Below are 24372 nucleotides of genomic sequence, written 5' to 3'. Positions count from 1 at the left end.
CTACATCGATGGCGACCGGCACACCGTATTCGCGAGCAGGCTCGCTCCCACAGGGGGTATACATTTATCCATAAAAAAAAGGGCGGCTTTCGGGCCGCCCGGTTTCGGTTGAAGGGTTACAAATGCGATTCGGCGTATTCGGCCAGAATCGAGCGCGGTACTCCCTGCAAGGTGATGTGCACACCGTTGGGGAAATCCTTGAAGCGTTCGGTCAGGTAGGTCAGCCCGGAACTGGTCGCGGACAGGTAAGGGGTATCGATCTGTGCCAGGTTACCCAGGCACACCACTTTGGAACCGGCGCCGGCCCGGGTGATGATGGTTTTCATCTGGTGCGGCGTGAGGTTCTGGCATTCGTCGATCAGGATCAGGCTCTGCTGGAAGCTGCGACCACGAATGTAATTGAGCGATTTGAACTGCAGCGGCACTTTGCTGAGGATGTAGTCGACGCTGCCATGGGTGTTTTCGTCATCCATGTGCAAGGCTTCAAGGTTGTCGGTGATGGCGCCCAGCCACGGCTCCATTTTTTCCGCTTCGGTGCCGGGCAGGAAGCCGATTTCCTGGTCCAGGCCCTGCACGCTGCGGGTCGCGATGATCCGGCGATAGCGCTTGCTGACCATGGTCTGCTCGATGGCCGCAGCCAGCGCCAGAATGGTTTTACCCGAACCTGCCGCACCCGACAGGTTGACCAGATGAATATCCGGATCCAGTAGCGCATACAGCGCCAGGCTCTGATAGATATCCCGCGGTTTGAGGCCCCAGGCTTCCTGGTGCAGCAGCGGTTCCTGGTGCAGATCGAGAATCAGCAGCTTGGCCTCGTCGATCTCCTTGATCCAGCCGACAAAGCCCTGTTCGTCGATGATGAACTCGTTGATGTGCACCGCCGGCAGGTTGTCGATCAGTTGCACCTGATGCCAGGTGCGGCCGTGATCCTGACGGGTATCGACCTTGCTCACGCGGTCCCAGAACGAGCCGGTCATGTTGTGGTAGCCGTTGGGCAGCAAGGACACGTCATCGACCAATTGGTCGGTGCTGTAATCCTCGGCATCGATGCCGCAGGCGCGCGCCTTGAGGCGCATGTTGATGTCTTTGGTAACCAGCACCACCGCTTTCTTCGGATCACGGGTATGCAAGTCGATCAACTGGTTGATGATTTTGTTGTCGTTCAGGTGCTCGGGCAGAATCAGGTTCGACTCGGCCTGCTTGCTCATCAGAATTGACAGCAAGCCTTTCGGCCCACCCTTGCCGCGCTGGATCGGCACGCCCAGTTCGACATCCTCGGGGGAGGCATCGCCCAGGGTCTTGTCAATCAAACGGATCGCCTGACGACATTCAGCGGCAACGCTGTGATGCCCGCTCTTGAGCTTGTCCAGTTCCTCAAGCACGGTCATCGGGATCGCGACGTGGTGTTCTTCGAAATTCAGCAGGGCATTTGGATCGTGAATCAATACGTTGGTATCGAGTACATAAAGGATTGGCTGGTTGGAAGAAGGGCTACGTCCGTGATCATCCATACTCGGTCACCTTTGTGGGAGCCATTCGACGCAATACCTGGGCGGTGCTGCGCCTCGAAGTGACTGCCGAAACCTCACCTGCGGAGATTCAAGTGACTGCAAACAAACGGGTCTTGGAAGACGCCACCTGTGTTGCAGGTTTCGGCGGTCTGTCTTCGTAATACTCCAAAACCCATGACATAAAAAAGCACTTTGACGGTTTTTTTAAGTTTATTTTGCAGAGTGACGAAAAGCCCTTGGCGGACCGTCCAGACCCCGCTAAAGTCGGAAGTCCGCCTGCATCGAATCCTGCAAAAAAATCGCCACAAGCCCAATGTTTACGGGCTTTTGCCGTTTATCAGCGAAACCCGTCCTGACAGTCCTCCCAACCGATGCCGCTTTGCGCAGTTTGCGTGATCAACCACGGCAACGCGGTCTTCACCGCATCCTGCTTCATGTTGAAATTGATCACCCCGTGGCGCCACAACAGCATCAGGGTCAATACCCGCTGCGCGCTCGGCGCCCCCTTGAGTTTGCCCGCGCCGTCCTGGGCATCGATGTCCCACAGTGCCACTTGCAGGCCCTGATTACGGAAGAAACTGCCGGCATCGCTGCGTCGCTGCCCCTCTGGAGGACGGAACAGCGGCACGTAATTTTCCGGCAACTTGCTCTTCACCAGATCGCTGCTGCGGCGCACCGAGTCCTGCCAGTCCTGCCAGTGGCTGTGGGAGCGGAATTCCCAGCCCTGCACGCCGACGCACTGTTTCGAGAACTCCGATTGCAGGTTGCTCACCGAGCGATCTGCCAGCCGCGCCTGTACGTCCTTGCCCAGCAGGAAGAAGGTGCCGCTCAAACTGGACTTGCGCAGGTAGTCGGCGATCCAGTCGGTATTGTCCGGCTGCAGATTGGCGGCGCTGTCGAAACTCAGCAGAAACAGCCGGTCATGCATCTCGTCGCCATTGCGCTCGTAGTCACCGAAACGATCGACTTCGCTGCTGGTCTGCGGCGACAGCGCGGCCTTGCGCATCAGCTCGTCCAGGTACTGCAAATGAAACAGCCGGCTCGGCTCTGCCCACTTGGTGTAATAACTGTCGTCGCTGACCACGAATTTGGCAGCCTGCTCGCGCAGAGTCGGCAGGTCCTCGACGAGGAAGCAGAACGAGGCGTCCTGATCACAGCTTTGCTGGGCGAAGTTGTAGCCGGCCAACAGACGTTCCCACAACCGCTGACGCAGGCTGCTGATCGCGTCAATATTGACCGTGCGCAGCCCCAGACGCTGGGCCAGAGCGGCCTCGTCCAGCGCTTCGGTGCCGAGCAGGCCACGGGCAAACATGAGGATTTCGGCGCGAGACGCGACGTCGAACAGGGTCGGGTTGCTGAGCTGCTCGGGCCAGGTGCTGCGATCCAGCGTCGCCACATCACCCGGTGCCGCCATGGCACCGCAGCTCAACAGCCACGCAGTGAATAAAAGAACAATGCGCAAAGGGGTGTCTCCATAACAAAACCCGCGCGGCACTATAGCTGATCCCGCCCGATTTCCCTTAGCCACACAAATGCCCTTGTGGGAGGCCATCGATCACCTATTACGCTCATAGCTGGAGTCAACTCGGCCAAGCCCCTAGAATCGCCCCCACGATTAAAGGAGACGACTTCATGCTGATGGTGATTTCCCCCGCCAAGACCCTCGATTACGAAACACCGCCGGCGACCCAGCGCTTCACCCAGCCGCAATACCTCGACCACTCCCAGGAGCTGATCCAGCAACTGCGCGAACTGAGCCCGGCGCAAATCAGCGAACTGATGCACGTGTCCGACAAGATCGGCGGCCTCAATGCCGCGCGTTTCGGCAGCTGGACCCCCGCCTTCACCCCGGAAAACGCCAAGCAGGCCCTGCTCGCGTTCAAGGGTGACGTGTACACCGGTCTCGACGCGCAATCGTTCAGCGAAGCCCAGTTCGATTACGCGCAAAAGCACCTGCGCATGCTCTCCGGCCTCTATGGCCTGCTGCGCCCGCTGGACCTGATGCAACCGTACCGTCTGGAAATGGGCACCAAACTGGCCAACGCCCGAGGCAAGGACCTGTACGCCTTCTGGGGCACGCGCATCAGCGAATGGCTCAACGAAGCGCTCGCCGAGCAAGGTGATGACGTGCTGCTGAACCTGGCCTCCAACGAGTACTTCTCGGCGGTCAAGCGCAGCGCCCTGAATGCGCGAATCATCAACACCGAGTTCAAGGACTTCAAAAACGGCCAGTACAAGATCATCAGTTTCTACGCGAAGAAGGCCCGTGGCCTGATGAGCCGTTTCGTGATTCAGGAACGGATCAACGATCCGGCCGCCCTCAAACAGTTCGATGTGCAGGGCTATCGCTTCAGCGCCGAGCAATCGAAACCCGACAATCTGGTGTTTTTGCGCGACCACGCCCCGGAATAAAGCATGCCCATTGCACGACTCTTTCTATAAAGAGTCGTGCAGCTCGCACGACGTCAAAAATCCCTCGCACTATTTCGCCGTTTTATTGGCGCCATAAAATCGTCCCCTCCAATTCTAATTTTAGTTTCACTCGACAGCCGTGATTTTTTTCAGTAGTGGCACGTAAATTTTTTCACGGTAGTGGCACAAAAACATCTAACGCGATTAGCCGCCTATTTATAAAGGGCGAAATCGAAAGTGCTATCAAATTGAGACCAGTGCCATCTTTGGCAATATTTCAAAAAATTTCAGATTTCGCGATGAGTGGGTAGGAACTATGTCCAAATGCATAGCTCATACCACCGGTAACGATTCTCGCTGAGTTTGTACGAGATAACTTACGCAGAGCGGAGAACCATGTAACCAAGTTGTCACAGCAACTTGCCTAGATGGTTCACTCTTCTGATCAACTAACGATGGATAGGTGATACGCACCATAAACATCCTCTACAAGGCCAAGGCTGCGCCCCTGTAAACGTGCTCGCCTGAGCACCCAACCGCTTGATCTACGGGCGTTACGTCCGACATCAGGTGGACTGGACACATGCACATGAGTCTTCCAGCAAGAAGATCGGCTGCATAACAGGGCAAGTCATAACAACTAGGCCTAGTTGCGCACATCTTGAGTGCACTTATTTAGACACTCGGAACTTAGTATGCCTGCACACGGCATTGTGGCGCCTGTATGCCGCACTTCCGAGTGCACTATGACCGCTGAACACCATTAACTCCGGCCATCTAATGGCTTGATAAAACACAGAGGTAATTGCGATGCGCATCAGCATATTTGGTTTGGGTTACGTTGGCGCAGTGTGTGCCGGTTGCCTGTCTGCACGGGGCCATGACGTGGTTGGCGTCGATGTTGCCAAAGACAAGATCGACATGATCAATGCGGGTAAATCCCCGATTGTTGAGCCGGGTCTGGGCGAGCTGCTGGCGCAAGGGATCGAGACCGGTCGTCTGCGCGGTACAACCAACTTCGCCGAGGCGATTCGTGACACCGACCTGTCGATGATCTGCGTCGGTACACCGAGCAAGAAGAACGGCGACCTGGAACTGAACTACATCGAAGCGGTGTGCCGCGAGATCGGTTTCGTGCTGCGTGAAAAAACCACCCGCCACACCATCGTGGTTCGCAGCACCGTGCTGCCGGGTACCGTCGCCAACGTGGTGATCCCGATTCTCGAAGACTGCTCGGGCAAGAAGGCCGGCGTCGACTTCGGCGTTGCGGTCAACCCGGAGTTCCTGCGTGAATCCACCGCGATCAAGGACTACGACCTGCCACCGATGACCGTCATCGGCGAGTTCGACAAGGCCTCGGGCGACGTTCTGCAGTCGCTGTACGAAGAACTCGACGCACCGATCATCCGCAAGGACATCGCCGTTGCCGAGATGATCAAGTACACCTGCAACGTCTGGCACGCGACCAAAGTGACCTTCGCCAACGAGATCGGCAACATCGCCAAAGCGGTCGGCGTCGATGGCCGTGAAGTGATGGACGTGGTCTGCCAGGACAAGACCCTCAACCTGTCCCAGTACTACATGCGCCCGGGCTTCGCCTTCGGCGGTTCGTGCCTGCCCAAAGACGTGCGTGCCCTGACCTACCGCGCCGGTTCGCTGGACGTCGAAGCGCCGCTGCTCAACTCGCTGATGCGCAGCAACGAATCGCAAGTGCAGAACGCCTTCGACATCGTTGAAAGCCACGACAAACGCAAAGTCGCCCTGCTCGGCCTGAGCTTCAAGGCCGGGACCGATGACCTGCGCGAAAGCCCGCTGGTGGAACTGGCCGAAATGCTGATCGGCAAGGGCTACGACCTGAGCATCTACGACAGCAACGTCGAGTACGCCCGTGTTCATGGCGCGAACAAGGACTACATCGAGTCGAAGATCCCGCACGTGTCGTCCCTGCTCAACGCGGACTTCGATTCGGTGATCGACAACTCCGACGTGATCATCCTCGGCAACCGCGACGAGAAATTCCGTTCGCTGGCCCAGCAAGCACCGCACGGCAAACAGGTCATCGACCTGGTGGGCTTCATGGCCAAAGCCACCAACGCCGGTACTCGCACCGAAGGTATCTGCTGGTAAGTCAGCCTTCCGGCCGGGGGATTTGAACCCCCGGCCGGTTCTTCGCCTGCCTTAACCCCATCGGGCCACCCAAACGGCTCGCCCGAGATCGAGACGGATGCAGATTATGCACAGGCTAAAGCACGGCCTACTTCAGGCCGCCGGTTGGCTGTTTTACCTCAGTTTGTTGATGGGCCTGGCCTTGATGCTGCCCACGTCCACGTTCGACTCCGAGTCGAAGGACTTCATTTTCCTGATTGGCGCCGTGGGTATCTGGCGCTACTCGATGGGTGCAACGCACTTTGTGCGCGGCATGATTTTTCTCTACATCGTTTATCCGCACCTGCGCCGCAAAGTGCGCAAGCTGGGTAAGGCGGCGGCCCCGTCGCATGTGTTTCTGATGGTCACCAGTTTCCGTATCGACGCGCTGACCACCGCGCAGGTCTACAGCTCGGTGATCCGCGAAGCGATCGACTGCGACCTGCCGACCACCGTGGTCTGCTCGATCGTCGAAATGTCCGATGAGTTGCTGGTCAAAGCGCTGTGGGCGCGGATGAATCCGCCGGAGCGGGTCAAGCTCGATTTCGTGCGCATTCCCGGCACCGGCAAACGCGATGGCCTGGCCTATGGTTTCCGCGCGATCTCCCGCCACCTGCCGGACGACCGCGCCGTTGTGGCCGTGATCGATGGCGACACCGTGCTCGGCGAAGGCACCGTGCGCAAGACCGTGCCGTGGTTCCAGCTGTTCGGCAACGTCGGCGGCCTGACCACCAACGAGTTCTGTGAAGTGCGCGGCGGCTACATCATGAGCGAATGGCACAAGCTGCGTTTCGCCCAGCGCCACATCAACATGTGCTCGATGGCCCTGTCCAAGCGCGTACTGACCATGACCGGGCGCATGTCGGTGTTCCGCGCCACCGTGGTGACCGACCCTGAATTCATCGCCGACGTCGAAAGCGACTCGCTGCAACACTGGCGCCTGGGCCGTTTCAAGTTTCTCACCGGCGACGACAAGTCGAGCTGGTTCAGCCTGATGCGCCTGGGTTACGACACCTTTTACGTGCCGGACGCGGCGATCAACACCGTTGAACACCCGCCGGAAAAGAGCTTCATCAAGGCCAGCCGCAAACTGATGTTCCGCTGGTACGGCAACAACCTGCGCCAGAACTCGCGAGCGCTGGGCCTGGGTGTGAAACGCCTTGGCGCGTTCACCTCGGTGGTGCTGTTCGATCAGCGCGTCTCGATGTGGACCTCGCTGCTGGGCCTGACCGTCGCCATCATCGCCAGCTTCAAGTACGGCGGCGCTTTCATCCTCGCCTACCTGCTGTGGATCGGCATCACCCGACTGATTCTGACCCTGCTGCTGTCGTGCTCCGGTCACCGGATCGGCCCGGCCTACCCGGCGATCCTCTATTACAACCAGATCGTCGGTGCGCTGGTGAAGATCTACGTGTTCTTCCGCCTCGACCAGCAATCCTGGACTCGCCAACCCACTTCCCTGACCCGTGATCTCGCCAGCTTTCAACGTTGGTTCAACACCTGGTCGTCTCGGACCATGACCTTCTCCGCCGGCAGCATTTTCGTCGCCGTGCTGCTGATGATGGTCTGACCCGCCCCCATTGAATTAACAAGGAAATCGCCCATATGAATACCGCCGTCAACGCCAACGTAGTGCATGAATCCGAAGCCCAGCGTCAGCACGCCCGAGTGAAAATTCCGGCCAAACTGCGCTTCTTCGGCCCCGACCGGACGCCGGTCGAAGCGCGGGTCATTGACCTCTCCGCCGGTGGTCTGGCGTTCAACGCCGGGCAAGTGCCGCTGACCCTCGGCGAGGTGTACAAGGCGCGTCTGCAATTCGTGATCGACAACCTCGGCCTGGCCATGGACGTCGAGCTGCAAGTGCGCTCCTACGACCGCCAGACCGGCCGCGCCGGTTGCCAGTTCCAGAACCTGGAACCGCAGGACATCTCGACCCTGCGTCACCTGATCACTTCGCACCTTGCCGGCGACATCGTCAGCATGGGTGAAGTGCTGGCGACCCTGCAGCGTGACAACTTCACCAAGGCGCGCAAGGTCAAGGACGGCGGCAGCGGCATGACCCCGTTCGGGCGTCTGAAAGCGGTGACTTTCAGCGCCGGGGTCTTTGCCATTGGTCTGGTGGCGTTCGGTTTCGTCTTCAAGTCGGTGTACGGCATGTACTTCGTCAGCCATGCGCAAGCAGGTCTGGTCAGCGTGCCGGGGATGAACATCACCATGCCGCGCGACGGCACCGTGCAGAGCCTGGTCAAGTCCGACGGCGTCGCGGCCAAAGGCGCACCGCTGGCGACCTTCAGCACCAGCATGCTCGACGTGCTCAAGGGCCATCTGGACGAAGACCAGTTGCAACCGGCCAAGGTGGAAGAACTGTTCGGCAAGCAAATGACCGGCACCCTGACCTCCCCTTGCGATTGCACCGTGGCCCAGCAACTGGTGGCCGACGGTCAGTACGCGAGCAAGGGCGACGTGATCTTCACGCTGGTACCGCGCAACACCCAGGCCACTGTCGATGCACGCTTCTCTTATCGCCAGTTCGGCGACGTACGTCCGGGCACTCACGTGAGCTTCCAGATCGCCGGCGAAGACCAGACCCGCACCGGCAAGATCATCAGCAGCACCAGCCTGAAGAGCGCTGACCTGTCCTCCGACATCCGCGTGCAGATCCAGCCGGACGAGCCGCTGGACAGCACCTTCGCCGGCCGCCCGGTGGAAGTGAACAGCGACCGTGGCCCGAACCTGAACTGGCTGATCGACAAAGCCATGGCTGCCGGTCTTTAAGTCGAGGACATGCCTGTGACTACTCCTATCTTGAACACACCGCCGACCCTGTGGGAGCGAGCCTGCTCGCGAAAGGGTCAGCACGGTTTGTCTGATGTACCGAGTCGACTGCTTCGCGAGCAGGCTCGCTCCCACATGGGTTTGATGGTGTGCTCGCTGGCTTTGGCAGTCTCTCTGGCAGGTTGCGCCGGCCTGCCCGACCAGCGTCTGGCCAACGAAGCGCTCAAGCGTGGTGACACCGCGACCGCCGCGCAGAACTACCGGGCACTGGCCGACCTCGGTTACAGCGAAGCTCAGGTTGGCCTCGCCGACATCCAGGTCGACAGCCGCGACCCCGAGCAGATCAAACAGGCCGAGGCGACCTACCGCGCCGCCGCTGACGTTTCGCCACGGGCCCAGGCCCGTCTCGGGCGCCTGCTGGTGGCCAAGCCAGGCTCGACCGAGGCCGAGCACCACGAAGCCGAAAGCCTGCTGAAAAAAGCCGCCGCCAATGGCGAAGGCAATACGTTGATCCCGCTGGCGATGCTGTACCTGCAATACCCGCACAGCTTCCCCAACATCAACGCCCAGCAGCAGATCGATCAGTGGCGCAAATCCGGCTACCCGGAAGCCGGTCTGGCGCAGGTGCTGCTCTATCGCACCCAAGGCACCTACGACCAGCATCTGGATGACGTGGAAAAGATCTGCAAGGCCGCGCTCAACACCACCGACATCTGCTACGTCGAACTCGCCACGGTCTATCAGAAACGTGCCCGGCCGGAGCAACAGGCCGAGCTGATCAAGCAGATGCAGGCTGGTTACAACCGTGGCACGGTCAGCGCGCAGCGTGTCGATTCCGTGGCTCGCGTGCTGGCCGATTCGACCTTGGGCAAGACCGACGAGAAGACCGCGCAGTCGCTGCTCGAACCGATCGCACCAGGCTACCCGGCATCATGGGTGACCCTCGCGCAACTGCTCTACGACTACCCGGAACTGGGCGACGTCGACCAGATGATGAAGTACCTCGACAACGGCCGCGCCGCTGACCAGCCGCGCGCAGAACTGTTGCTGGGCAAGCTCTACTACGAAGGCAAACTGGTGCCGGCCGACGCGAAAGTTGCCGAAGCACACTTCCAGAAAGCCGTCGGTCGTGAAGTCGCCGCCGACTATTACCTCGGCCAGATCTATCGCCGTGGATACCTCGGCAAGGTTTATCCGCAGAAGGCCCTCGACCACCTGCTGACCGCTGCACGCAACGGCCAGAACAGCGCCGATTTCGCCATCGCCCAACTGTTTTCCCAAGGCAAGGGCACCCAGCCCGACCCGCTCAACGCCTATGTGTTCAGCCAGTTGGCCAAGGCGCAGAACACCCCGCAAGCCGATGAACTGGCGACCACCCTCGCAGCGCAATTGCCGCCCGGGCGTCTGGCCGAAGCCCAGCGCCTGCTGCAACAGGAACAGGCCAGCCGTGGCGCCCTGAACCAGAACACGCTGCAACTGCACGCCCTGCAAGAAGAAGACGGCGAGGAATCCCTATGAAGTTGAATCCCTTTGTGAAGGCCGGTATTGGCCTCACGTTCGCGCTGATCTGGTCTTGCCCGACACTGGCCGCGATGACCGAAAGCAAGAACTTCGGCCTGGAAGTGAAAATCACCGGCCAGTCCGAAGACGACCGCGACCTCGGCACCGCACCCGGTGGCGACGTCAACGGTGTGGGCCTGGACCTGCGTCCGTGGATCTACGGCGAAAGCGGCGCGTGGAGCGCCTACGCCATGGGCCAGGCCGTGACCTCGACCGATATCATCGAGACCGACACCTTGCAGCAATCCGACGGCGCCGAAACCACCGACAGCGGTGACCGCCAGACCAAGAAAAACTACCTCGCGATGCGCGAGTTCTGGGTCGGCTACAGCGGCTTCACGCCCTACCCCGGCGAGATCCTCAAGTTCGGTCGCCAGCGCCTGCGCAACGACGACGGCCAATGGCGCGACACCAACATCGAAGCGCTGAACTGGACCTTCGACACCACCCTGCTGCGCGCCAACGCTGGCGTCGCCGAACGCTTCAGCGAATACCGCACCGACTTGAAAGAGCTGGCACCGAAAGACAAGGATCGCCTGCACGCCTACGCCGATGCTGCTTACCAGTGGACACCGGGCCAGTGGGTCGGTATTCGCGGCCACCACACCCACGATGACGGCAAACTCGATTACGCCGAACCGGGCGTGCCCCGCGACACCCTCGACAAAACCCAGAACGGCGACATCAGCTGGCTCGGCCTGACCGCCGACAGCGACGCCTATAACTGGCGCAACACCAATACCGTCAACTACTGGGGCAGCATCACCGGCATGAGCGGCGACCGTGACACGGTCAACGCCTTGAACGCCGATGGCACGCGCCCGGCACAAGCCAAGCGCAGCGAGGACGTCAACGGTTGGGCCACCGACCTCGGCGTGCGTCTGCGCCTCGATCCGCAGTGGCAGGTCGGTGCGGCGTATGCCCGTGCCAGCGCCGATTACCAACAGAATGGTCTGGAGAGCAACCGCTCCAACTACACCGGTACGCGATCACGTGTTCACCGTTTCGGCGAAGCGTTCCGTGGCGAAATGAGCAATATGCAGACCGCTACCCTGTTCGGTTCGTGGATGCTCAACGACCAGTACGACGCCAGCCTGATCTACCACAAGTTCTGGCGCGTGGACGGCAACAAGCCGGTGGGCAGCAACGGCATCAATGCCGTGGAAAACAACACCGACGACGTCACCGGCGCGATCCTCTCCAGCACTTCGCTGCCGCTTGAAGACGGCAACAAGGACTTGGGTCAGGAGATGGACCTGGTCGTCACCAAGTACTTCAAGCAAGGCCTGTTGCCGGCGGCGCTGAGCCAGTCGATCGACGAGCCTTCGGCCCTCGTGCGTTTTCGTGGCGGTGTGTTCAAACCGGGCGATGCCTACGGCAAGCAGGTTGACTCGTACATGCACCGCGCGTTCATCGACGTGATCTGGCGCTTCTGATGCAAACCGCCAAGGGAGTGCCCGACATGCACCATGCAAGGAAAGGCTCGATCAGCCTGTTGGCCGGCGCCATGCTGCTGGCTTCCGCTGGCGCCTTCGCCACGGTGGAACCGGCTGTGCCTCAACAGGGCAAACCGGTGACCACCGCCAAAGAGCTGCAACAAGCCAAGACCTACACCGTCAGCAGCGCGCCGACCGAGGCGCTGGAACTGGCCAAGCCGAAACTGCCCGACCTGTCCGGCTTCACCGCCGAGGCCGCCGCCGCGAAAATCGTGCGCAGCAAAGCGGGCAAGATCAGCGTGCGCCGGATGATGCAGGAAGACGCGCTGAAGGACTTCATCGGCGGCGACAACAAGATGGCCGAATGGGTGGTGCGTCAGCACGGCATCCCGCAGGCGATCTTCGTCGACGACGGTTACCTGAACCTCAAGGATCTGGCGCAGAAACTGCCCAAGCAGTACTTCAGCGAAACCTCGCCGGGCGTGTACCTGGCGAAGTTGCCGATCGTGGTCGGGCGCAAAGGCATCCTCGAAATCGATGGCCAGACCCAGGAATTGCGCCTGTCGCAAGAGGCGGGTTCATTCCTGGTCAACGACGGCCAGCTGTTCGTGCGTGACACCAAGGTCACCGGCTGGCGCGAGAAGGACAACGGTCCGGCCACCTTCCGTTCGCCGAAGGAATTTCGTCCGTTCCTGCTGGCCTGGGGTGGCACCGAGACCTACATCGTCAACAGCAAGATGGCCAGCTTCGGCTACGCCAACAGTAAGTCGTACGGGGTGAGTATTTCCCAGTACACACCGAACATGGCCAAGGTCCTCAAGCGCCCCGAACCGACTGGCTGGATCGTCGGTTCCGAGTTCTCGGACATGTGGTACGGCTTCTACTGCTACGAGACCCGCGACTTCGTGGTCAAGGGCAACACCTACAAGGACAACATCGTCTACGGCATCGACCCGCACGACCGTTCCCACGGTCTGATCATTGCCGAGAACACTGTCCACGGTACGAAGAAGAAGCACGGGATCATTATTTCCCGCGAGGTCAACGACAGCTTCATCTTCAACAACAAGAGCTACGACAACCACCTCTCGGGCCTGGTGATCGACCGTAACAGCGTCAACAACATCATCGCCTACAACGAGATCTACAAGAACCACACCGACGGCATCACCCTCTACGAGTCCGCCGACAACTTGCTGTGGGGCAACAAGGTCATCAGCAACAAGCGCCACGGCATCCGCATTCGTAACAGCGTGAACATCCGCCTCTACGAAAACGTTGCCATGGCCAACGGCCTGACCGGCGTCTACGGCCACATCAAGGACCTGACCGACACCGACCGTGACATCAAGCTCGACCCGTTCGACGCCCAGGTGTCGCTGATCGTGGTCGGCGGTGAACTGGCGGCCAACGGCAGCGGCCCGATGGCCATCGACTCGCCGTTGAGCGTCGAGCTGTACCGCGTATCGATGCTGGCGCCGACCAAATCCAGCGGCATCAGCTTCAACGGCATCCTCGGCGAGCGCCAGGATGAAATTCTCGACCTGCTGGTGCGCCAGCAGAAAGCCGTGCTGATCGACCCTGTCGAACGCCAGACCGAAATGCGGGACTGAGGATAATTTTATGCACCCACACTTGATCAAATTACTCAGCCTGTCGGCCCTGACCGTGGGCATTCTCGCGGCCAGCCAAGGCGCTCGCGCCGACGCAGCGGCGGGTGCCACACCGCCGAAGTTCAGCGCCGAACCGTGCTGCAACCTGTGCCCCGCCGCCCACGACGCAAAGAACTACACCACGCGTTATCAGCAGAACTTCACCACCCTGGTGCAGGCGCAGGGCGACTGGTTGTTCCGGACTCAGGAAGACTTGCGCACCGAATTCAACACCACCCCGGCCGGCTACAAACGCCTGCAACAGCTGCATGATGCGTTCAAGGCCAAGGGTGTTGAACTGGTGATCGTCTATCAGCCGACCCGTGGCCTGGTGAACCGCAACAAGCTCAACCCGCAGGAAAAAGCCGCGTTCGATTACGACAAAGCGCTGGGCAACTACAAAACCATGCTCGGGCGTTTCGCCAAGATGGGCTACGTAGTGCCGGACCTGTCGCCGCTGACCAACGAATCGCTGCCGGACACCCTGCCCGCCCACGATTTCTACTTCCGTGGCGACCAGCACTGGACGCCGTACGGTGCGCAGCGCACGGCGAAAATCGTCGCCGAGAAGGTCAAGCAGATCCCGGCCTTCGCCGACATTCCCAAGCGTGAATTCGAGACCAAGCGCTCCGGGCGCATGGGCAAGACCGGCACCCTGCACAACATGGCCGGGCAACTGTGCGGCACCAGTTACGCGATCCAGTACATGGACCAGTTCACCACCGAGCCGAAAGGCGAAGCCGGTGACGGCGACCTGTTCGGTGACTCCGGCAACCCGCAGATCACTCTGGTGGGCACCTCGCACAGCGGCAAGAACTACAACTTCGCCGGCTTCCTCGAAGAAGCCATCGGCGCCGACATTCTCAACGTCGCCTTCCCCGGCGGTGGTCTGGAAGGTTCGATGCTGCAGTACCTGGGCAGCGACGAATTCCAGAAGACCCCACCGAAGATTCTCATCTGGGAATTCTCGCCGCTGTACCGCCTCGATCAGGAAACCATCTATCGCCAGATGATGTCCCTGCTCGACAACGGCTGCGAAGGCAAAGAGGCCCAGATGACCGGCAGCACCACGCTGAAACCGGGCACCAAGCAAGAACTGCTGGTCAACAGCAAGAACCTGAACCTGCAGAACAGCAGCCACCAGGTCGACATCCGCTTCGCCGACACCTCGGTGAAAACCCTGCACGCCACCCTCTGGTACATGAACGGTCGCCACGAGGACATCAAAATCGAGAAACCGGAAACCTCCGACACCGACGGTCGTTTCGCCTTTGAGTTGCGCACCGACGAAGACTGGGCCTCGCAAAACCTGCTGGCCGTCGAAGTCCAGGGTCCGGAAGCGGGCACCGCGCCACAAAAAGTCGAAGCGAAAATCTGCAAACGCAACGTATTCCCGGGCGCTGGGCAACAAACCGCTCAGGTCGGGCAATGAGGTCTGCTATGCGAAATCCGACATTGAAATCTTTATTGGCTCCCACCCTGTTGAGCCTGGCGATGTTCGCCGGGGCCACTCAGGCCGCCGCGCCACTGCGTCCGCCACAGGGCTACTTCGCACCGGTGGATAAATTCAAGACCGGCGACAAGAGCGAAGGCTGCGACGCGATGCCGGCGCCGTACACCGGGCCGCTGCAATTTCGCAGCAAATACGAAGGCTCGGACAAGGCCCGCGCGACGCTGAACGTGCAGTCGGAAAAAGCCTTCCGCGACACCACCAAAGACATCACCACGCTGGAACGCGGCACCGCCAAACGGGTGATGCAGTTCATGCGCGACGGTCGCCCGGAGCAACTCGACTGCACGCTGAACTGGCTGACCGCGTGGGCCAAGGCCGATGCACTGATGTCGAAAGACTTCAACCACACCGGCAAGTCGATGCGCAAATGGGCGCTGGGCAGCATGGCCTCGTCCTACATTCGCCTGAAGTTCTCCGACTCGCACCCGCTGGCCGCACATCAGCAAGAGGCGCAGCAGATCGAAGCTTGGTTCAGCAAGATGGCCGATCAGGTGGTCAGCGACTGGGACAACCTGCCGCTGGAAAAAACCAACAACCACTCGTACTGGGCGGCGTGGTCAGTGATGGCGACGTCGGTCGCGACCAACCGTCGCGACCTGTTCGATTGGGCGGTCAAGGAATACAAGGTCGGGGTCAATCAGGTCGATGCCGACGGCTACTTGCCGAACGAACTCAAGCGCCAGCAACGTGCCCTCGCCTATCACAACTACGCCCTGCCACCGCTGGCGATGATCGCCAGTTTCGCCCAGGTCAACGGTGTCGATCTGCGTCAGGAAAACAACAGCGCGCTGAAGCGCCTGGGTGACCGGGTACTGGCCGGGGTGAAAGACCCGGACGCGTTCGAGAAGAAGAACGGCAAAGAGCAGGACATGACCGATCTGAAAGAGGACATGAAATTTGCCTGGCTCGAACCGTTCTGCAGCCTCTACACCTGCCCGGCGGATGTGCTGGAGAAGAAACACGGCATGCAGCCGTTCAAGACCTTCCGCCTCGGTGGCGACCTGACCAAGGTCTACGACCCGTCGCATGAAAAGGGCAACAAGGGTTCGTAAGACCGAACGCAAAACCTGTGGGAGCGAGCCTGCTCGCGAATACGGTCTGACATTCAAAACGGATGTCGACTGACACGACGCCTTCGCGAGCAGGCTCGCTCCCACAGTCAAGTGTCAGGTTTGAGATGTGTGAGTTAGCCCTCCCTGTTTCCATGGGGGGTTTGGGGGGGCTTTGGCCCTTGACTGTTGGTTCAAACATGGAGAGATCGGGATGGTATTTTCATCCAACGTGTTCCTGTTTCTGTTCTTGCCGATCTTTCTCGGCTTGTACTATCTGAGCGGGCAACGCTATCGCAACCTGTTGCTGCTGATCGCCAGCTACGTGTTCTACGCGTGGTGGCGGGTGGACTTCCTGGCGCTGTTCGCCGGCGTCACCTTGTGGAACTACTGGATCGGCCTGAAAGTCGGTGCCGCCGGTGTCCGCACCAAACCGGCACAGCGCTGGCTGCTGCTCGGTGTGGCGGTCGATCTGTGCATCCTCGGCTACTTCAAATACGCCAACTTCGGCGTGGACAGCATCAACGCGATCATGACCTCGTTCGGTCTGGAGCCGTTCATCCTGACCCACGTGCTGCTGCCGATCGGCATCTCGTTCTACATCTTCGAGTCGATCAGCTACATCATCGACGTGTACCGCGGCGACACCCCGGCTACGCGTAACCTGATCGACTTCGCGGCGTTCGTGGCGATCTTCCCGCATCTGATTGCCGGCCCGGTCCTGCGTTTCCGCGACCTCGCCGACCAGTTCAACAACCGTACGCACACCCTCGACAAGTTCTCCGAGGGCTGCACGCGGTTCATGCAGGGTTTCATCAAGAAGGTCTTCATTGCCGACACCCTCGCGGTGGTGGCCGACCACTGCTTCGCCCTGCAAAACCCGACCACGGGGGATGCCTGGCTCGGCGCACTGGCCTACACCGCACAGCTGTACTTCGACTTCTCCGGTTACAGCGACATGGCCATCGGTCTGGGCTTGATGATGGGTTTCCGCTTCATGGAAAACTTCAAGCAACCGTATATCAGCCAGTCGATCACCGAGTTCTGGCGTCGCTGGCATATCAGCCTGTCGACCTGGCTGCGTGACTATCTGTACATCACTCTCGGCGGTAACCGTAAAGGCACGCTGATGACCTATCGCAACCTGTTCCTGACCATGCTCCTGGGTGGTCTGTGGCACGGCGCGAACATCACTTACATCGTCTGGGGCGCCTGGCACGGCATGTGGCTGGCGATCGAAAAAATGCTCGGCATCAACACCTCGCCGCGCAGCCTCAATCCGATCCGCTGGGCACTGACCTTCCTGTTGGTGGTGATGGGCTGGGTGATCTTCCGCGCCGAGAACCTGCACGTTGCCGGCCGCATGTACGGCGCAATGTTCAGCTTCGGCGACTGGTCGCTGTCGGAACTCAATCAGGCCAGCCTCACCGGCCTGCAAGTGGCGACTCTGGTGGTGGCGTACGTGACGCTGGCGTTCTTCGGCCTGCGTGATCTGTACACCAATCAACCGCCAGCCAAGACCAAACCTGCGGTCAACGTCGAGGCCGATGGCCCCGCCACAGCGACCCCGGGAATGATCAAGGCAGCCCCGGGCGAAAACCCGGCGAACATCCATGAGCCTGGCTACACCGTCGGCGTCGAAGCCCAGGTGCAACCGGCCTACTGGGCCGCGGACTGGTCGCGCTACGTGATGCGCGGGCTGATCCTGCTGCTGTTCATCGCCTCGATTCTCAAACTCTCGGCGCAAAGCTTCTCGCCGTTCCTTTACTTCCAGTTCTGAGGGATCTGACATGACCCGCTCATTACGCATCTTCTACATCGCGCTGTTTCTGGTGACCCTGCTGGTGCTCGGTCTGTGGTCGGTGCGCAGCTTCTTCGGCTTCAGCACCAACGCCGATGCGACGGTGCTCAACGGTCGCTGGACCAAAGCCGTGGAAACCCACTACGACGATCAGTTTCCGATCAAGCGTCTGGGCACCAACCTCTGGGCTGCGCTGGATTTCAAACTGTTCAACGAAGGTCGTCCGGGCGTGGTGCTTGGGCGCGATCAGTGGCTGTACAGCGACGAGGAATTCAACCCGATCGTCAACGAGGAGCTGAACCTGCAAGGCAACTACGCGCTGGTCGAAGGCGTGCGCCAGACCCTCAAGGCCAAAGGCGTGAAACTGGTGATGGCGATCGTTCCGGCCAAGGTGCGCCTGTACCCGGAACACCTGGGTGAAGTGAAACCGGCGAGCATCCACGCCAACCTCTATCAGGACTTCCACAACCGCGTTGCGGCCGACAAGATCCTCGCCCCTGACCTGCTCGGCCCGCTGCAACAGGCCAAACAGAACGGTCAGCAAGTATTCCTGCGCACCGACACGCACTGGACGCCTGAAGGCGCCGAGATCGCCGCCAACACCCTGGCCAAGACCATCGCCGCCAAGTTCCCGCTCAGCGGCGAGCCGCAACGCTTCATCACCACGCCGGCGGAGAAGGTCACGCACAAGGGCGATCTGCGTCTGTTCCTGCCGCTCGATCCGCTGTTCGAAAACCTGATGCCGGCGCAAGAACCGCTGCAAAAACGCAACACCGTGGCCGCCGCCGAGCAGCCTGCCGGTGACGACGCGCTGTTCGCCAACAGCGAAGTACCGGTCGCACTGATCGGCACCAGCTACAGCGCCAACCCCAACTGGAACTTCGTCGGTGCGCTCAAGCAAGCGCTGCACAGCGACGTCGTGAACTACGCCGAAGACGGCCACGGCCCGATCCTGCCGATGCTCAGCTACCTGAAAAGCGATGACTTCAAGAACAGCCCGCCACAGGTGCTGATCTGGGAGTTTCCTGAACGATATCTGCCTGTGAACAACGAAATCGGCGACGCCGACCCGCAGTGGGTCGCAGAGCTCAAACAAGCCGGTGCTCGCCAACAAAACGTAGCCATCAACACTAAATCCGAGACGCCCGATCGGGCGCAAAACTGAAAGAGAGGTAACACAATGACTTTCACAACTACTCCTCGTCGTCTCGCTAAAAGCTTCGCTCTGGTTGCGGGTCTGAGCGTGCTGTCGGTACAGGCTTTTGCCGGTGGTGACGCCGCGCTGTACGGCCCGACTGCCCCGAAAGGCTCGACCTTCGTGCGGGTCTACAACGCCAGCAACGCCGAAGTCAGCGCCACCGTCGGCAGCACCAGCCTGAGCGACGTTGCGCCACTGGCCAGCAGCGACTTCAGCTTCATGCCGGGCGGCGACTACAGCGCCAAGGTCGGCAGCCAGACCCTGCCGGTGAAACTCGCCGGTGACCATTACTACACCCTGGTCAACAACGCTTCCGGCGCGCCGCAACTGATTGAAGAGCCGCCGTTCAAGAACAAGCAGAAATCCCTGGTGCGCGTGCAGAACCTCAGCGACAAACCGCTGACCCTGAAGACCGCCGACGGCAAGACCGACGTGGTGCCGAACGTGGCTGCCAAGGGCCGTGGCGAACGTGAAATCAACCCGGTGAAAGTCAGCCTGGCGCTGTACGAAGGCGACAAGAAAGTCGGCGACGTGAAACCGGTCGCCCTGGAGCGCGGTGAGGCCGCAGTGCTGTACGTCACGGGTTCCGGCAGCAGCCTGTCGCCAGTCTGGGTGAAACGCCCGGTGTCGACCCGCTAACAAATTTTCCGAACTGACTCAGTCCCCCCTGTGGGAGCGAGCCTGCTCGCGAAAGCGGTCCGACATTCAACAGATGTGTCGACTGATGCACCGCCTTCGGGAGCAAGCCCCCTCCCACCCTTGACCGGGTTGTCAGTTCGGATACGAGACAACAACAAGAGTGAAACGACACAGGTTCGTGGCTCTAACCCAATCGATTTTATGGAGTAAACAATATGATTCCGGTGATCTTGTCAGGTGGTAGCGGTTCACGTCTTTGGCCGCTTTCGCGCAAGCAATTCCCCAAGCAATTCCTCGCCCTGACCGGTGAACACACGCTGTTCCAGCAAACCCTGGAACGCCTGGTGTTCGAAGGCATGGACACGCCGATCGTGGTCTGCAACAAGGATCACCGCTTCATCGTCAACGAGCAGTTGGCCAATCGCAATCTCGAATGCCAGCGCATCCTGATGGAGCCGTTCGGCCGCAACACGGCGCCGGCGGTGGCGCTGACCGCGATGATGTTGGTCAACGAAGGCCGTGACGAGTTGATGCTGGTGCTGCCGGCCGACCACGTGCTGGAAGACCAGAAAGCCCTGCAACGTGCCCTCGCCCTGGCCACCGTGGCCGCCGAAAACGGCGAGATGGTGCTGTTCGGCGTGCCGGCGACCAAACCGGAAACCGGTTACGGCTACATCAAATCCACCGGCGATTCGCTGCTACCCGAAGGCGTCAGTCGCGTTTCGCACTTCGTCGAAAAACCCGACGTCAAACGCGCCACCGAGTACGTCGAGTCCGGTGGTTACTACTGGAACAGCGGCATGTTCCTGTTCCGCGCCAGCCGCTTCCTCGAAGAGCTGAAAAAACACGATCCGGACATCTACGACACCTGCCTGCTGACCCTTGAGCGCAGCGAGCAGGACAACGACACCATCACCTTCGACGAAGCCACCTTCGCCTGCTGCCCGGACAACTCCATCGACTACTCGGTGATGGAAAAAACCCAACGCGCCTGCGTGGTGCCGCTGACCGCCGGCTGGAGCGATGTCGGTTGCTGGTCGTCGCTGTGGGAAGTCAACGAGAAGGACGCCAACGGCAACGTCAGCAAAGGCGATGTGGTGATCCAGGACAGCAAGAACTGCATGATCCACGGCAACGGCAAACTGGTGTCGGTGATCGGCCTGGAAAACATCGTCGTGGTCGAAACCAAAGACGCGATGATGATCGCCCACAAAGACAAGGTTCAGGGCGTCAAGCAGATGGTCAACACGCTCAATGAGCAGGGCCGCAGCGAAACCCAGAACCACTGCGAAGTCTATCGTCCATGGGGTTCGTACGACTCGGTGGACATGGGCGGGCGTTTCCAGGTCAAGCACATCTCGGTGAAACCGGGCGCGTGCCTGTCGCTGCAGATGCACCACCACCGCGCCGAGCACTGGATCGTGGTCAGTGGCACCGCCGAAGTGACCTGCGATGAAAACGTGTTCCTGCTCTGCGAAAACCAGTCGACCTACATCCCGATCGCCTCGGTGCACCGTCTGCGCAACCCGGGCAAGATCCCGCTGGAAATCATCGAAGTACAGTCGGGCTCGTACCTGGGTGAAGACGATATCGAGCGTTTCGAAGACATCTACGGTCGCTCGACTCCGATCGAACGCGGCGTGTCGGTGAAAACCATCGCGCAGTGATCAACCCGCAATGAGAAGCCCCCGTCCAGCCCGCTGCGTCCCCTATCCGCAGTGGGTTGGGCGGGGGCTTTTTTTATCCGGGATCTGCGGTGTCGGTACTGGCCTCTTCGCGAGCAAGCCCGCTCCCACAGTGGGCCGAGGCATGGCTCGATTTTGTGATCTGCCCCCATCCCTGTGGGAGCGGGCTTGCTCGCGAAGGCGTCTTCACCTTCACCACAGAAATCCTGCCCATCGCCAACCTCACCTACGCTTAGGTAGGATGCCCCTCTATCCCTGCGAGGTTGTGCGACATGTTCATCGGCGTTTTGCTGGTCATCACCTGGCTGATTCTGTTGCTGCGCTATCCGGCCAAGGCTGTACCGGTGTCGGTGGCCGCCGCTGTTGGCCTGGGGCTGGTGGCGGTCTGGGTGGTGTGGCTGGACAACCGCGAGCTCAAGCAACTGGCGCGTCTGGAGATGCGCATTGCCTACGCGCCTGAACACTGCCCCGCGGATCGCCCGCTGCAACTGAAAATGAAAAACGGCAACGACGTCCCGCTGACCGAACTGCGCTGGCGCATCGCAGCCTATGCACCGGGTGACACGGTCAATCTGGCCGACAACCAATACACCGCCCCACGCTATCGTGGCCCCGGTGAATTGCAGGCCGGTGGCAACTGGGAAGATTGCCTGCCCCTGCCACCGCTGCGCGCCGGTTATCGTCCGCAAACCCTGGAGTTCCGCGCCGAGCGTTTGCAGGGCAGTTTCTCCGACTGATCCCCTTCCCCCACTTTTTTGCACAAGGAATGCGCCATGCCCGTTGCGTTGATCACCGGTTGTTCCAGCGGCATCGGCCGCGCCCTCGCCGATGCGTTCAAAGCCGCCGGTTACGAGGTCTGGGCCAGTGCGCGCAAGACCGAGGACGTCCGCGCCCTCGCCGCAGCCGGGTTCACGGCGATCCAGCTGGACGTGAATGACAGCGTGGCGCTGGAACAGCTTGGCGAACGGATCAACCAGCAGCATGGCGGCCTCGATGTGCTGATCAACAATGCCGGTTATGGTGCGATGGGGCCGTTGCTCGATGGCGGCGTGCCGGCCATGCAACGCCAGTTCGAGACCAACGTATTCTCGGTCATTGGCGTTACTCGCGCCCTGTTCCCGGTGCTGCGCCGGGCCAAGGGTTTGGTGGTGAATATCGGCAGTGTCTCAGGGGTTTTGGTCACGCCGTTCGCCGGTGCCTACTGCGCCTCGAAAGCCGCGGTGCATGCCTTGAGCGATGCATTGCGCATGGAGCTGGCGCCGTTTGGCATTCGTGTGATGGAAGTGCAGCCAGGGGCAATTCAGTCGAGTTTCGCCAAGAATGCCGGGCATGAGGCCGAGCAGTTGATCAATGAGCAATCGCCGTGGTTTCCATTGCGTGAGGGGATTCGCGCGCGGGCCAAGGCGTCGCAGGACAAGCCGACCCCCGCCAGTGAGTTTGCCGCTGAATTGCTCAAGGCTGTGCAGCAGGACAAGCCGCCACGCCTGATCCGCATTGGTAATGGCAGCCGGGCGTTGCCGTTGCTGGCTACTTTTTTGCCAAAGGGGTTGCTGGAGTCGACATTGATGAAGCGGTTCGGGTTGCGTGGGAAGCTTTGAGACCGAGTTGACGCTTTCGCGAGCAAGCTCGCTCCCACAGGGGAATGCATTCCAAAAGTGGGAGCGAGCCTGCTCCCACAGGGAATGCATTCCAGATGTGGGCTGAGCCTGTTCCAACAGGGGAATGCTTTCCAGATGTGGGCTGAGCCTGCTCCAACACGGAATGCTTTCCAGATGTGGGCTGAGCCTGCTCCAACAGGGAATGCTTTCCAGATGTGGGCTGAGCCTGCTCCAACAGGGGAGTGCTTTCCAGATGTGGGCTGAGCCTGCTCCAACAGGGGAATGCTTTCCAGATGTGGGCTGAGCCTGCTCCAGCAGAGGAATGCATTCCAGGTGTGGGCTGAGCCTGCTCCAACAGGGGAATGCATTCCAGATGTGGGGGGAGCCTGCTCCAACAGGGGAATGCATTCCAAATGTGGGAGCGGGCTTGCTCGCGAAGAGGCCTGGCCAGGCAACACTCATCCCCAGCCTTTCATGAAATCAATGAACGCCCGCACCTTCAGCGGCAAATGCCGGGTATCCGGGTACAACGCGTAAACCCCCTGCTGAGCAAAGCGGTAATCCGCCAATAACCGCACCAATCGCCCGGCCTCCAGATCATCCTGAATCAGCCACTGCGGCAGAATCGCCACGCCTTGCCCGGTCAACGCAAACGCCCGCAGCGTCGCCGAGTTGTCGGCAACGATGGCGGTGGTCCCCGGTTTTGGCTGGTAGACATGCTCGGTGCCAGTAAGGTCGGTGACCGTCATTTCCGGCACTCGTCCGTGGCCCAGGGTCGGCATCGACTCCAGCGTTGCCAGCGTGACAACCGGCGTGAAGCGCTCGACCAACCCTGGCGCCGCCACCGCAAACACTTCGAACGTCGACAACTGCACCGCCCGCAGATTGGAGTCGTGCATGCGTCCCAGGCGGATCGCCATGTCGAAGCGTTCGGAGATCAGATCGGCATGGGTCGAGGACGTCGACAGGTGAATGTTCAGTTGTGGCTGTTGCTGGCGAAACACCTCCAGCGCCGGCACCACCTGAGCCAATGCGAATTCCACGGTGGTGGTGATGCGCAACGTGCCCTTGAGTTGCGAGTGCTCGGAACGGGCCTCCTCGATCGCCAGACGCGCTTCATCGAGAGTGCGCAAACAGCGGCGATAAAAACGCTCGCCGGCATCGGTCAGGGCCAGTTGCCGGGTGTTGCGCGTGAGCAGCGTGACGCCCAATTCCTCTTCCAGCCGCTTGAGGTTGAAGCTCACCACCGCCCGGGTCTGCCCCAGGGTGTCAGCGGCGGCGGTCAATGACCCAGCCTCCACCACGGCTTTGAACGTGTCAAAACGGTCCAGGCTGACCATCGTCACGGCACTCCTTGTCAAAATTATTTTGACAAACTAGCAGGCAAACCAGCGTTTT

18 protein-coding genes are annotated in these 24372 nt (G+C 60.4%); 15 read left to right on the top strand and 3 right to left on the bottom strand.

All coding sequences use genetic code 11. The annotated features are described in order from the left end of the window. Positions 1-116: 116 nt before the first annotated feature. Together AC1UK9_RS05315 and AC1UK9_RS05310 are read right to left on the bottom strand one after the other, a co-directional pair. On the bottom strand, positions 117-1511 hold the full coding sequence (locus AC1UK9_RS05315) for a PhoH family protein (protein ID WP_025112141.1): 1395 nt from the start codon (positions 1509-1511) through the stop codon (positions 117-119). 337 nt (positions 1512-1848) lie between these two features. Beyond that, a complete protein-coding gene (locus AC1UK9_RS05310; protein WP_371262584.1) occupies positions 1849-2925 on the bottom strand; it encodes a polysaccharide deacetylase family protein in 1077 nt (358 codons plus the stop codon). A gap of 218 nt (positions 2926-3143) precedes the next feature. Between AC1UK9_RS05310 and yaaA the strand changes: the two genes are divergently transcribed. The 15 genes from yaaA to AC1UK9_RS05235 all read left to right on the top strand — a co-directional run bounded on the left by yaaA (position 3144) and on the right by AC1UK9_RS05235 (position 22974). Next, positions 3144-3923: a peroxide stress protein YaaA gene (gene yaaA / locus AC1UK9_RS05305; protein WP_473014537.1), complete on the top strand. Its 780-nt coding sequence runs from the start codon at positions 3144-3146 to the stop codon at positions 3921-3923. Positions 3924-4733: 810 nt separating this feature from the next. After that, on the top strand, positions 4734-6050 hold the full coding sequence (locus AC1UK9_RS05300) for a nucleotide sugar dehydrogenase (RefSeq protein WP_025112138.1): 1317 nt from the start codon (positions 4734-4736) through the stop codon (positions 6048-6050). Between the two features lie 106 nt (positions 6051-6156). Continuing rightward, the gene (gene alg8, locus AC1UK9_RS05295) at positions 6157-7638 is read left to right on the top strand and encodes a mannuronan synthase (protein ID WP_482579652.1); all 1482 of its coding nucleotides are present in this window, start codon (positions 6157-6159) and stop codon (positions 7636-7638) included. Between the two features lie 35 nt (positions 7639-7673). Continuing rightward, positions 7674-8843: an alginate biosynthesis protein Alg44 gene (locus AC1UK9_RS05290; protein ID WP_025112136.1), complete on the top strand. Its 1170-nt coding sequence runs from the start codon at positions 7674-7676 to the stop codon at positions 8841-8843. Between the two features lie 15 nt (positions 8844-8858). Then, positions 8859-10361, top strand: coding sequence for an alginate biosynthesis TPR repeat lipoprotein AlgK (algK, locus tag AC1UK9_RS05285; protein WP_482579651.1), 1503 nt, complete (start codon positions 8859-8861; stop codon positions 10359-10361). Further along, positions 10358-11839 (top strand): alginate export family protein, encoded by a 1482-nt coding sequence (locus AC1UK9_RS05280; protein WP_482579650.1) that lies wholly within the window; start codon positions 10358-10360, stop codon positions 11837-11839. Before algK ends, AC1UK9_RS05280 begins: the two co-directional genes overlap by 4 nt. Positions 11840-11865: 26 nt before the next feature. Next, positions 11866-13452: a mannuronan 5-epimerase AlgG gene (gene algG / locus AC1UK9_RS05275; protein WP_025112133.1), complete on the top strand. Its 1587-nt coding sequence runs from the start codon at positions 11866-11868 to the stop codon at positions 13450-13452. Between the two features lie 10 nt (positions 13453-13462). Beyond that, positions 13463-14923: an alginate O-acetyltransferase gene (locus AC1UK9_RS05270; RefSeq protein WP_025112132.1), complete on the top strand. Its 1461-nt coding sequence runs from the start codon at positions 13463-13465 to the stop codon at positions 14921-14923. An 8-nt stretch (positions 14924-14931) separates the two neighbouring features. Next, positions 14932-16056, top strand: coding sequence for a mannuronate-specific alginate lyase (locus AC1UK9_RS05265; RefSeq protein ID WP_025112131.1), 1125 nt, complete (start codon positions 14932-14934; stop codon positions 16054-16056). Positions 16057-16267: 211 nt separating this feature from the next. Then, positions 16268-17833, top strand: a complete 1566-nt coding sequence (locus tag AC1UK9_RS05260) for an MBOAT family O-acyltransferase (protein WP_482579649.1) — start codon at positions 16268-16270, stop codon at positions 17831-17833. 10 nt (positions 17834-17843) lie between these two features. Further along, positions 17844-19019, top strand: coding sequence for an alginate O-acetyltransferase (locus AC1UK9_RS05255; protein WP_473014531.1), 1176 nt, complete (start codon positions 17844-17846; stop codon positions 19017-19019). Between the two features lie 15 nt (positions 19020-19034). Then, on the top strand, positions 19035-19691 hold the full coding sequence (locus AC1UK9_RS05250; RefSeq protein WP_025112128.1) for an alginate O-acetyltransferase AlgF: 657 nt from the start codon (positions 19035-19037) through the stop codon (positions 19689-19691). A gap of 215 nt (positions 19692-19906) precedes the next feature. Further along, on the top strand, positions 19907-21358 hold the full coding sequence (locus AC1UK9_RS05245) for a mannose-1-phosphate guanylyltransferase/mannose-6-phosphate isomerase (protein WP_025112127.1): 1452 nt from the start codon (positions 19907-19909) through the stop codon (positions 21356-21358). A 290-nt stretch (positions 21359-21648) separates the two neighbouring features. Beyond that, positions 21649-22113, top strand: a complete 465-nt coding sequence (locus tag AC1UK9_RS05240) for a hypothetical protein (RefSeq protein ID WP_025112126.1) — start codon at positions 21649-21651, stop codon at positions 22111-22113. A 36-nt stretch (positions 22114-22149) separates the two neighbouring features. Continuing rightward, on the top strand, positions 22150-22974 hold the full coding sequence (locus AC1UK9_RS05235; protein WP_025112125.1) for an SDR family oxidoreductase: 825 nt from the start codon (positions 22150-22152) through the stop codon (positions 22972-22974). A gap of 458 nt (positions 22975-23432) precedes the next feature. On the opposite strand, the gene AC1UK9_RS05230 is transcribed toward AC1UK9_RS05235, so the two are convergent. Next, a complete protein-coding gene (locus AC1UK9_RS05230; protein ID WP_482579648.1) occupies positions 23433-24314 on the bottom strand; it encodes a LysR family transcriptional regulator in 882 nt (293 codons plus the stop codon). Positions 24315-24372 lie beyond the last annotated feature (58 nt).

This window comes from Pseudomonas sp. AK-TSAG1-1, from assembly GCF_056821665.1.
The sequence above is the reverse complement of the archived record's forward strand: the minus strand, read 5'-3'. Positions and strand labels throughout refer to the sequence as shown.

Excerpts from the sequence above, each read along its gene's own strand:
- AC1UK9_RS05255 (WP_473014531.1), top strand. The coding sequence starts at position 17,844 with ATGACCCGCTCATTACGCATCTTCTACATCGCGCTGTTTCTGGTGACC.
- AC1UK9_RS05235 (WP_025112125.1), top strand. The coding sequence starts at position 22,150 with ATGCCCGTTGCGTTGATCACCGGTTGTTCCAGCGGCATCGGCCGCGCC.
- AC1UK9_RS05245 (WP_025112127.1), top strand. The coding sequence starts at position 19,907 with ATGATTCCGGTGATCTTGTCAGGTGGTAGCGGTTCACGTCTTTGGCCG.
- AC1UK9_RS05250 (WP_025112128.1), top strand. The coding sequence starts at position 19,035 with ATGACTTTCACAACTACTCCTCGTCGTCTCGCTAAAAGCTTCGCTCTG.
- alg8 (WP_482579652.1), top strand. The coding sequence starts at position 6,157 with ATGCACAGGCTAAAGCACGGCCTACTTCAGGCCGCCGGTTGGCTGTTT.
- AC1UK9_RS05260 (WP_482579649.1), top strand. The coding sequence starts at position 16,268 with ATGGTATTTTCATCCAACGTGTTCCTGTTTCTGTTCTTGCCGATCTTT.
- AC1UK9_RS05310 (WP_371262584.1), bottom strand. The coding sequence starts at position 2,925 with ATGGCGGCACCGGGTGATGTGGCGACGCTGGATCGCAGCACCTGGCCC.
- AC1UK9_RS05230 (WP_482579648.1), bottom strand. The coding sequence starts at position 24,314 with ATGGTCAGCCTGGACCGTTTTGACACGTTCAAAGCCGTGGTGGAGGCT.
- AC1UK9_RS05265 (WP_025112131.1), top strand. The coding sequence starts at position 14,932 with ATGCGAAATCCGACATTGAAATCTTTATTGGCTCCCACCCTGTTGAGC.
- yaaA (WP_473014537.1), top strand. The coding sequence starts at position 3,144 with ATGCTGATGGTGATTTCCCCCGCCAAGACCCTCGATTACGAAACACCG.
- algG (WP_025112133.1), top strand. The coding sequence starts at position 11,866 with ATGCACCATGCAAGGAAAGGCTCGATCAGCCTGTTGGCCGGCGCCATG.
- AC1UK9_RS05290 (WP_025112136.1), top strand. The coding sequence starts at position 7,674 with ATGAATACCGCCGTCAACGCCAACGTAGTGCATGAATCCGAAGCCCAG.
- AC1UK9_RS05315 (WP_025112141.1), bottom strand. The coding sequence starts at position 1,511 with ATGGATGATCACGGACGTAGCCCTTCTTCCAACCAGCCAATCCTTTAT.
- AC1UK9_RS05280 (WP_482579650.1), top strand. The coding sequence starts at position 10,358 with ATGAAGTTGAATCCCTTTGTGAAGGCCGGTATTGGCCTCACGTTCGCG.
- AC1UK9_RS05270 (WP_025112132.1), top strand. The coding sequence starts at position 13,463 with ATGCACCCACACTTGATCAAATTACTCAGCCTGTCGGCCCTGACCGTG.
- AC1UK9_RS05300 (WP_025112138.1), top strand. The coding sequence starts at position 4,734 with ATGCGCATCAGCATATTTGGTTTGGGTTACGTTGGCGCAGTGTGTGCC.
- AC1UK9_RS05240 (WP_025112126.1), top strand. The coding sequence starts at position 21,649 with ATGTTCATCGGCGTTTTGCTGGTCATCACCTGGCTGATTCTGTTGCTG.